Origin of the sequence: Mesorhizobium sp. M0062, assembly GCF_040323125.1 — a bacterium.
Classification (GTDB): Bacteria; Pseudomonadota; Alphaproteobacteria; order Rhizobiales; family Rhizobiaceae; genus Mesorhizobium.
Genome location: NZ_JAMYUO010000042.1, coordinates 21796 through 30607 on the forward strand (window position 1 = coordinate 21796; position 8812 = coordinate 30607).

Annotated in this window: 6 protein-coding genes; 2 read left to right on the forward strand and 4 right to left on the reverse strand. The window is 63.9% G+C overall.

From position 1 onward, the window contains the following. Positions 1 to 10 precede the first annotated feature (10 nt). Positions 11 to 640 (reverse strand): DUF1062 domain-containing protein, encoded by a 630-nt coding sequence (locus NKJ64_RS29510; protein ID WP_023698747.1) that lies wholly within the window; start codon positions 638 to 640, stop codon positions 11 to 13. 342 nt (positions 641 to 982) lie between these two features. After that, on the reverse strand, positions 983 to 2017 hold the full coding sequence (locus tag NKJ64_RS29515) for an L-idonate 5-dehydrogenase (protein WP_352463767.1): 1035 nt from the start codon (positions 2015 to 2017) through the stop codon (positions 983 to 985). A 140-nt stretch (positions 2018 to 2157) separates the two neighbouring features. Between NKJ64_RS29515 and NKJ64_RS29520 the strand changes: the two genes are divergently transcribed. Continuing rightward, complete coding sequence (locus NKJ64_RS29520; protein ID WP_352463768.1) at positions 2158 to 2772, forward strand: LysE family translocator; 615 nt, start codon at positions 2158 to 2160, stop codon at positions 2770 to 2772. A gap of 24 nt (positions 2773 to 2796) precedes the next feature. Here NKJ64_RS29520 and NKJ64_RS29525 read toward each other — a convergent pair whose 3' ends face one another. Next, positions 2797 to 3174 (reverse strand): hypothetical protein, encoded by a 378-nt coding sequence (locus NKJ64_RS29525; RefSeq protein WP_198031653.1) that lies wholly within the window; start codon positions 3172 to 3174, stop codon positions 2797 to 2799. 66 nt (positions 3175 to 3240) lie between these two features. Continuing rightward, positions 3241 to 3804 (reverse strand): peroxidase-related enzyme, encoded by a 564-nt coding sequence (locus tag NKJ64_RS29530; protein WP_023668634.1) that lies wholly within the window; start codon positions 3802 to 3804, stop codon positions 3241 to 3243. A gap of 131 nt (positions 3805 to 3935) precedes the next feature. Here NKJ64_RS29530 and NKJ64_RS29535 point away from each other — a divergent pair, with 131 nt between their 5' ends. Then, positions 3936 to 8726, forward strand: coding sequence for an NAD-glutamate dehydrogenase (locus tag NKJ64_RS29535; protein ID WP_352463769.1), 4791 nt, complete (start codon positions 3936 to 3938; stop codon positions 8724 to 8726). Positions 8727 to 8812: the final 86 nt, after the last annotated feature.

Here is an 8812-nt window from a genome sequence, read left to right on the forward strand (position 1 = left end):
GCCCCTCTTGTCATTCACCCACGGCAGCCGAAATGATGGCTTCACGATCCGGCTCGTCGGCCAGGTCAATGCGAATCGCCGTGCCGTCGCGGGCCGGCTTGCGCAAAGCCCTGGCGCCTTCGGAAACGACAAACAGCAATCGTTTCTCCTCCAGCGCCTGAAGCCTTGATCGCGAGATGCCGAGTTCGCCGGCGAGCAGACGGTCTAGCCGCAGCGATGTCGGCATTTCCAGCCCAAGCCTGATTTCAAGCGCGGCTGCGGGTTCGCCTTCGCCGCCGAGCCGGTGTTTGTGAACGGCGAAATCGGGAAACTCCTCGACGCGGCCGACTCGGTTTCGCAAAGCCGCGACATCGAAGGCATGGCGGCGGGCGAGGGCCGGATCGTTGCTTTCGAGCGCTGCCAGCAGCGCGGGTTCGATGTCGCGGCGGTTGCAGCGTTCGAAAATGCCGAAATTCCACGAATTGTCGCAGTCGATGCAGCGATAGATCAGCCAGACATCAATGCGTTTGCCATTGGCGTTGACGCGGAATTTGTCGCTGCAGCGATAGGCTTTCACGGCGCCGCAGCGGTTGCAGTGGATCAGGGGTCGAGGTGCGATTTCGGGCGCGATTGCCCAGTGGATAGCGAGATGTTGGGACAAGCCGGAAGACCTTCCAGTGTGGAAGTTCTTCAGGTCGGCAATGGCGAGATGCCCATGCGGGCACGGCGTGGCGAGAGCTAGCTATGTCGGAAATCAGCTGTCACGGGCGGCAAAGCGCGCGACAACGGTTCAGCAGTGCCAAACCGGTCTCGAACCGCCGCCTGAGGAACACGTGAAATTGAGCAGGCACCGCTTAATGCGGCGCCCTGCCAAGCGTGATCAGGGGAGTTGGCGAGACCGGCGGTTACTGAGGCAAAATGAAGCTCGAAATGGATGTCGGGACGGCTCTTCTAGCGATAAGATGCCGAGCGGGCAAGGTTCATAGCGGGTGTCTCGCCATGCTCAGGCGAAGGCGATCTGTACCTTCATCGATTTGTTGCGGTCGCCGGCGATCTCGAAGGCCGCAACCGCCTCGTCCATCGGATAGATGCCGGTCAGCAGCGGCTTGACGTCGACGCGACGGTTGTTGATCAAATCGACGGCCAGCGCGAACTCGTCGTGGAAACGGAATGAGCCGCGCATCTCGATCTCCTTGGCGACGATGAGATTCTGAGGCAGCGACATGTCGCCACCAAGGCCGAGCTGCACGAGCACCCCGCGCGGCTTCAGCACGTCGAGCCCGGCTCGCACCGCGCGCTCATCGCCGGAGCATTCGAACATGACGTCGAAACTGCCCTTCTCGACATTGTAACCAGCGAGCTTGTCGGCATCTGTGGCGACATTGATGGTGCGGTCGGCGCCGATCTCGTTGGCCTTGGCCAGAACCGCGTCCATGACATCGGTGACGACGATCTCACGCGCACCGTGGACACGTGCGGCAAGGATGCTGAGCGCACCGATCGGCCCGCTGCCTGTGACCAAGACCCGCTTGCCGAGCAGCGAGCCGGCGCGGTTGACGGCATGCAGCGTTACCGCGAACGGCTCGGCAAAGGCGGCTTCGTTGATGGAGACATGGTCGGCGATCTTGTGGCACTGCCAGGCCTCGGCGACGAGGCACTGGCGGAAGGCGCCCTGTATATGTGGCATGGGCATGGCGCTGCCGTAGAATCGCATGTCGAGGCATTGGTTCTGCACGCCCTGCAGGCAGTACCGGCACGCATTGCAGGGCCGGCTGGGCGAAATCGCGACGCGGTCGCCGACGGCGAGGCTGGAGACGCCGGCGCCAAGCGCCTTCACCGTGCCGGCGACCTCATGTCCGAGGATCATCGGCTCGCGCAGGCGCACCACGCCGAAGCCGCCATGATTGTAGTAGTGCAGGTCCGAGCCGCAGATGCCGCCGGCCTCGACCGATATTTCGACCTGTCCGGCGCCAGGCGCGCCCGAATCGGTCTCTTCGATGCGCAGGTCTTTTGCGGCGTGGATGACGATTGATTTCACGGCCGCGATCCTTTCTCAAACCGCTGGCACGGGCAAGTCCGATCTCAGAATGGTGTCGCGTTCGTTGGCCCATCAGCCCGAGGGTGCCAAATTGACGCCGATCGGATATCATTTGCCATCCAACGCTCGAAGGCTCCGTCATGCACCTCACTTCGCTCCTGATCTTCGCCGCCGCCTTGTTCGTCGCTGCCGGTTCGCCCGGCCCGTCGATCGCCGCACTTGTTGCCCGCGTCATCTCGAAAGGCTTTCGCGACGTGTTCCCGTTCCTGCTTGCCATGTGGATCGGCGAGGGCATCTGGCTGTCGCTGGCGGTGTTCGGGTTGGCGGTCGTGGCGCAGACGTTTCACTTCGCGTTCGTCTTCGTGAAATGGGTGGGCGTCGCCTACCTCGCTTACCTCGCCTGGAAGATGTGGACGGCGCCGGTCGACACAAAAGAAGGCGAGATGCCGCGTGAGGACTCGCCGGCAAAATTGTTCTTTGCCGGCATGGCGGTGACGCTCGGCAACCCCAAGATCATGATGTTTTATCTGGCGCTGCTGCCGACGATCATCGACCTCGCTTCGGTCAGCATCGTCGGCTGGGTCGAACTGACGGCGACGATGGCGGTTGTGCTCATCGCCATCGATCTCGCCTGGGTGATCGCGGCGTCACAGGCGCGCAAACTGTTGAAGAGCAAGCGCGCCATGAAGATCGCCAACCGCGTCAGTGCCACGACGATGGCCGGCGCTGCCGCGGCCATCGCGGCGCGATCCTGATCGCCTTTCTATGGCACCTCAAAACTAGACTTTGTCCAACAGGTCCATGCTGTCGCCGGTGCCCACTTTCCAGCCGGCGAAGCATCCCAACACGCCACAGGTCGCGCATCGTTCGCCGACATAAAGCCAGCGAACACCACCACGTGCCGGGTAGATGGAGAAACCGACGCCGACATTTGCGGCTTCGGAGCCGCACTCGGTGCACGCCCATCGTTCCGGCTGGGCTTCGTCCCAAAATTCCTCGCTGTCGCAGATAAGATGCTCGGAGCCACAGGCTGTGCATGTTCGTCGCGCTACACCCTCGTCATCGTCGGCATCGAGGAGAAACGAGATGGAACCGCACTTGCAGCGGGCGAGCCTGAAGTCATGAACCTCGGCGTTGTCGGCGCCATAGGCTTCCAAGTATTCTCCGATGTCAGTGGGCTCGCTGCCAACCCACCACTTGCCTGACGTATCTATCGTCATTGGTCACCTCGCCATTGAGTGGTATTCGTCGTTCGGGCGCATGTCGATGGCCGCCGCCACGCGGTTCGACATGTTGAAGAAGGCGGCGGTCGAGGCGATGTCCCAGATGTCTCGGTTGGTGAAGCCGGCGTTGCGCAGTGCTTCCCTGTCCGCCTCGACGATCTTTGCCGGCTCTTCCGTCAGCTTGACGGCGAATTCGAGCATCGCCGTCTGTTTCGGTGAAAGATTGGCAGCGCGGAAGTTCATCACCATCATCTCGCCGAGAGCCGGATCGCCGGAGAGCTGGCGCACCGCCGCGCCATGCGCGGTCAGGCAATAATAGCAGTGATTGATCGAGGAAACGACGACCGCGATCATCTCCCGTTCCAGCTTCGACAGGCCGGATTCACCCAGCATCAGATCATTGTAGGTGTCGGTAAAGGCGCGCAGCTTCTTCTCGTCGAAGGCATAGGCAAGAAGCACGTTGGGAACCAGGCCGAGCTTTTCCTCGCATTTGGCGAAATAGGCTTTTGTCGCCTCGCTCAGTTCCGCGATACCGAGGTCAAGTGCGCTGATTTTGCCGGACATGGGGTCTCCCTCCTGGTTCACCGCCGCCTGACCGTCGAATTCCTGTAATTCTTATCGAGCCGTCAAACCTTTGTCGCCAAACAGCGGTCATCTGCTACCATAGTCGTAAAAGCATGTGACGGGAGGACAACATGGCGAGCGTGAAATCCGCAGCTAAGCCGAAGAAAACAGCCACTGCCGGGGTGAAACCCGACGGGAAGCCGGCCAGGCTCGCCGACTATCTGCTGGCCCGCGCGCCGGCCGAAGACATTGCCGCCTATGACGCCGCCGACCTGGAGCGCGCCGCCGACCTGGCAGGACGTGCGGTCGCCGCCCACAAGAAGGGCCAAAGTGTCGTCGCCGTCGATGCCGGGTCGGGCGTCTCCCGCGAGGGCCGCCCAATGACGATCATCACAGTCGTCAACGACAACATGCCGTTCCTGTTCGATTCGATCCTCGGCGAGATCACAGAAACTGCCGGCGAACCGACTTTGGTCACCCATCCGGTCATCGTCGTGCGTCACGGCAAGGCCGGCGTCGACGAGATCCTCGGCGACGGCAGCGCCCTCAAGGACGATGGCAATCACGACCGCCTGAGCGTCGTCCATGTCCATATTCCGCGCCTGACGGCGGAGCAGGCCGACGCGCTGGCCGACCGCCTGCGCAAGATGCTCAACCAGGTGCGCGCCGCCGTCAGCGACTGGAAGCCGATGCTCGCCCGTCTCGACCAGGCGATTTCCGAATTCCGCTATTCCGCCGTGCCGCTCGACAAGAAGAGCGTTGCCGAGGCCATCGCCTTCCTTGAATGGCTGCGCGACGACAATTTCACTTTCCTTGGCATGCGCGAGTTCAAATATTCCGGCGGCGCGGAGAGCGGCAATCTGGAGCGCGCCGACAAACCCGGTCTCGGCATCCTCGCCGACCCGGATGTGCTGGTGCTCCGGCGCGGCACCGAGGCGGTGACGACGACGCCCGAAATCCGCGCCTTCCTGCATGGGCCGGAGCCGCTGATCGTCACCAAGGCCAACGCCAAGTCGCTGGTGCACCGCCGCATTTATCTCGATTATATCGGCGTCAAAACCTACACCGCCAAGGGCACGCTTGCCGGCGAGTTGCGCATGGTCGGCCTGTTCACCTCGACTGCCTACACGCGCTCGGTGATGAAAATCCCGTATTTGAGGTCAAAGGCCGAGACCATCATCGCCAAGTCCGGCTTCGACCGGCACGACCATTCCGGCAAGGCACTGATCAACGTTCTGGAGAGCTATCCGCGCGACGAACTGTTCCAGGTGCCGGTGCCGATCCTGAAGAAGCACGCCGCGGCCATTCTCGGCCTGGTCGAGCGGCCGCGGGTGCGGGCGCTGGTGCGCGCCGACCAGTTCGACCGCTTCGTGTCGATCCTCGTCTTCGTGCCGCGCGACCGCTATGACAGCGTCGTGCGCGAGAAGATCGGCACCTATCTCAAGACCGTCTTCGAGGGCCGTTTGTCGGCTTATTATCCGGCGTTTCCGGAGGGCGGGCTGGCGCGTGTGCATTTCATCATCGGCCGCTCGGGCGGCAAGACGCCGAAGGTCGAGCAGGCGGCGATCGAAGCGGCGATCCGCGATATCGTGCGAACCTGGGACGACGCGCTGGCCGAAGCCGCGGAAGCCGTCGGCGGCGATCCATCGCTGAAGGCGATCGCCGCGCGTCTGCCTGAGAGCTATCGCGATTCCTTCAGCGCGGCCATCGCGCTGAAGGATGCGGGGCGCATCGCCGGCATCAGCACCGCCAACCCGATCGCCATCGACTATTACCGCCATGCCGAGCAGAAACCGCATCAGGCAGCGCTGAAGATCTACCACCACGGCAGCCCGGTAGCGCTGTCGCGTCGCGTGCCGGTGCTGGAAAACATCGGCTTCCGCGTCATCAGCGAGCGCACCTTCGAGGTTGGCGAGGACGGCGGCGACACCGTCTTCGTCCACGACATGGAGCTGGAGAACAGCTACGGCAAGCCGATCGACCTCAGCGATGGCGGCGCGCTGTTCGAGGACGCGTTCCTGTCGGTCTGGCGCGGCGACATCGACAATGACAGCTATAACGGGCTTGCCCAGACCGCCGGCCTGTGGTCGGGCGAAGTCAGCATTCTGCGCGCCTATGGCCGCTACCTGCAGCAAGCCGGTATCCCGCAGAGCCAGGATTTCATCGCGGCCGCGCTCAACCGCTATCCCGACATTGCGCGCGGCCTGCATGCACTGTTCGTCGCTCGTCTCGGCCCGACCGCCGAGACGGAAGGCGTCATCGCCGCCAAGCACCTCAAGGCCAAGATCAAGGACGCTCTGGAGGAAGTCCCTAACATTGATGACGACACCATCATCCGCCGCTATCTCAACCTGATCGAAGCCTCGTTGCGCACCAATCATTTCGTTGCGGGAACGAAGGCGCGGGGCCAGTCACTGGCGATCAAGCTGGACTCGCAAGCGGTCGAAGGATTGCCGGCGCCGCGGCCGTGGCGCGAGATCTTCGTCTACGGTTCCGAGGTCGAAGGCGTGCATCTGCGCTTCGGCCCGGTTGCGCGCGGCGGCCTGCGCTGGTCGGACCGCGCCCAGGATTACCGCACCGAGGTGCTCGGCCTGGTCAAGGCGCAGCAGGTCAAGAACGCCGTCATCGTGCCGGTCGGCGCCAAGGGCGGCTTCTATCCGAAGAAGCTGCCGATGAGCGCCGGCCGCGACGCCATCTTCGAGGCCGGCACCTCGGCCTACAAGAATTTCGTTTCCAGCCTGCTGTCGATCACCGACAATATCGGCCTCGATGGCGTCATACCCCCAGCCGGCGTCGTCAGGCGCGATCCTGACGACCCCTATTTCGTCGTCGCCGCCGACAAGGGCACGGCAACCTTCTCCGACACCGCCAATGCCATTTCGGAGAAACACGGTTTCTGGCTCGACGATGCCTTCGCCAGCGGCGGCTCGGCCGGCTACGACCACAAGAAGATGGGCATCACCGCCAAGGGTGCCTGGGAAGCGGTCAAGCGGCATTTCCGCGAGATCAACCGCGACATCCAGACCACCCCCTTCACCGTCGTCGGCGTCGGCGACATGTCGGGCGACGTGTTCGGCAACGGCATGCTGCTGTCGCCGCAGACCAGGCTGATCGCCGCCTTCGACCATCGCGACATCTTCATCGATCCCGATCCGGACAGGGTGGCGTCGATGGCCGAGCGCGAGCGCATGTTCGCGCTGCCGCGTTCGTCCTGGCAGGACTACGACAAGACCAAGCTGTCGGAAGGCGGCGTCATCGTCTCGCGCAGCCAGAAGTCGATCACGCTGCCTGCGGCAGCGGCGGCGGCGATTGGCCTCGCCAAGACCACCGCGACACCGGCCGAGATCATGACCGCCATCCTCAAGGCGAACGTCGACCTTCTGTGGTTCGGCGGCATCGGCACGTATTTACGGGCCTCGGGCGAAACCAATGCCGAAGTCGGCGACCGCGCCAATGACGCCATCCGCATCACCGCGCTCGATGTCCGGGCCAAAGTGATCGGCGAGGGCGCCAATCTCGGCGTCACGCAGCGTGCCCGCATCGAATTCGGCATGAATGGCGGTCGCTGCAACTCCGATGCCATCGACAATTCCGGCGGCGTCAACTGCTCCGACGTCGAGGTCAACATCAAGATCGCGCTGGCGTCCGCCATGCGCAAGGGATCGCTGACCCGGCCGGCGCGCAACAAGCTGCTGGCCGAGATGACCAACGAGGTCGCCGGCCTCGTGCTGTCCAACAATTACGAACAGACGCTGGCGCTTTCCATCGCCCGCAAGCGCGGCCTTGCCGACATCGCGCACCAGAGCCGGTTCATGGCGGCGCTGGAGGCTCGGGGCCTGCTCGACCGCGCTGTCGAGACGCTGCCGTCGCCGGCCGCCCTTGCCGAGCGCGAGGCGCGTGGCGAGCCGCTGACCCGGGCGGAGCTTGGCGTGCTGCTCGCCTATGCCAAGATCGTGCTGTTTTCCGACATCGTCGCCAGCGACGTGCCTGACGACGCGCATTTCGACCGCGATCTGATGGGCTATTTCCCTGACGGGATGGCGAAGAAATATGCGGCCGAGATCCATGGCCACCGGCTGCGCCGCGAAATCATCGCCCGCGTCGTCGCCAACGATCTCGTCAATCGCGGCGGACCGTCATTCGTCAACCGGCTGCAGGAAGCCACGGGGCGCAGCGCGGCCGACGTGGTGCGCACCTTCGCCGTGGTGCGCGACGGCTTCGCGTTGCCGGCGCTCTATCAGGAGATCGATGCGCTGGACAGCCACATCGACGGCCAGGCGCAGCTCGATCTCTACCAGTCCGTTAGCCGGCTTATCTTCGTGACCAGCGGCTGGTATCTGAAGAACGATGCCGGCACCGCAGCGCTCGGCCAGCGCATTGCCGAACTGCAAGAGGCGCGCATGGCGCTGGAGCCGAAGCTGCTCTCGCTGATACCGGCCTTCTCGCGCGAGCGGGTCGAGGAGCAGCGGCACGGCCTCTTCAAGGCCGGCGCCCCGGAAAAGCTCGCCGGGCAGCTGGCAATGGCCGATGTGGCGGGACTGATCCCCGACATCGCACTGACGGCGCGCACGGCCAATGCCGACGTCGTCGCCTCGGCCAAGGCGTTCTTCGCCGTCAGCGATGCCTTCCGCATTCCGCGCGTCGAAGAGGCGGCGCGTTCTATCACGCCGTCGGACTATTACGACCAGCTGGCGCTGTCGCGCGCCACCGACACGATCGGCGCGGCGCGGCGCGGCATCGCGGTGGCGGCTCTCGCCGGCCATGCCGGGACGGCGGATCCTGTGGCGGCCTGGCTGGAAGCCGGCGGCGAGCGCGTGGCGCGCATTCGCGAGCGGCTGCAGGCGCTGACCGAAGGCGGGGATATCACCGTGTCCAGGCTGTCGGTGGCTTCGGGGCTGATGAGCGATCTGACGGGGATGTGAGGCTGTCCAGCCGATAGATGGGTAACACTTTGAACCGGATACATAGGTGACACTTCTCTCCCCCTATGCGTCCGCCGCAGCGCCAA

Bases quoted from the DNA above. Each gene is read 5' to 3' on its own strand.
- NKJ64_RS29520 (WP_352463768.1), top strand. From the start codon at position 2,158: ATGCACCTCACTTCGCTCCTGATCTTCGCCGCCGCCTTGTTCGTCGCT.
- NKJ64_RS29530 (WP_023668634.1), bottom strand. From the start codon at position 3,804: ATGTCCGGCAAAATCAGCGCACTTGACCTCGGTATCGCGGAACTGAGC.
- NKJ64_RS29535 (WP_352463769.1), top strand. From the start codon at position 3,936: ATGGCGAGCGTGAAATCCGCAGCTAAGCCGAAGAAAACAGCCACTGCC.